Annotated in this window: 2 protein-coding genes; both read left to right on the top strand. The window is 49.1% G+C overall.

Annotated elements, in window-relative coordinates:
• Positions 1–324 (top strand): hypothetical protein (locus tag R7Q38_RS24730; protein ID WP_318114712.1); only part of this gene is annotated, 324 nt, incomplete at its 5' end.
• Positions 325–341: 17 nt separating this feature from the next.
• A partial coding sequence (locus R7Q38_RS24725; RefSeq protein ID WP_318114710.1) for a lyase family protein occupies positions 342–1,055 on the top strand: 714 nt, incomplete at its 3' end.

Below are 1,055 nucleotides of genomic sequence, written 5' to 3'. Positions count from 1 at the left end.
CAACTTGCCGCGCCAAGTGGCTTTGAGCCCGACGTCATTCATGACTATATTCATTGGGGTATGGTGTTGTCATCCAGCTATGAGCATGAAGCAGAAGATGAAAACTTACTCTTGTGCGAACTGTTTTTGCGCCAAGTGTATTTCCACCTTCTCGAAGCGATTCAAGACCCAACTCGCACTCGTACATTTCGCCGAGTCTGCCTTGATTCGGTTCACACGCCCTTATTCTGCCTCAAACGTTACTACTATCAGTTTGAACATGGCGACGTAAAGTTTCTCCAATTACAACAACAATTACGCCTCATTCAGACTTCTCTTGATTAAACGAAAGGAACCCTACTATGACCACCGAATTTCGTATTGAAACCGACAGCATGGGCGAAGTAAAAGTCCCGGCGAATGCCTTGTATCAAGCGCAAACTCAGCGCGCTATCGATAACTTCGCATTCAGCCAGCACACCATGCCAAGCGGTTTCATCCAAGCTTTAGCCCACATCAAACAGACGGCAGCACTGACCAACGCACAACTAGGGTTACTAGAAGGTGATATTGCTAATGCGATTGCAGACGCTGCGCAAGCCATTATTGATGGCCAACATCTCGATCAGTTCCCTATCGACCTATTCCAAACCGGTTCTGGGACAAGCTCCAACATGAACGCTAATGAAGTGATTGCCACGCTCGCGTCTGAATTGCTTGGCGGCAACGTCAATCCGAATGACCACGTTAACATGGGTCAAAGCAGTAACGATGTGGTGCCGACGGCGATTCAAGTCAGCTCAGCACTTGCTATTGAACACAAGTTGTTGCCTGCACTGGCCCATCTTAGCCAAAGCCTAGAAACCAAGAAGCAAGCTTTGCAAGATGTGGTAAAAACAGGCCGAACTCATTTGATGGACGCCATGCCAATCACTTTCGCGCAAGAGCTGGGCGGCTGGCAATTCCAGATTGAACACGCTAAACAAGCCATTGAACAAACACTGCCGATGGTGAAAGCCCTTGCTCAAGGCGGCACTGCCGTTGGCACAGGGATCAACGCCGATCCGCGTTTTGCC

It is taken from the genome of Vibrio sp. Vb0598 (genome assembly GCF_033338935.1).
GTDB classification, from domain to species: Bacteria; Pseudomonadota; Gammaproteobacteria; order Enterobacterales; family Vibrionaceae; genus Vibrio; species Vibrio alginolyticus.
Note: the sequence above shows the minus strand (reverse complement) of the source record. Positions and strands in the feature narration are given on the sequence as shown.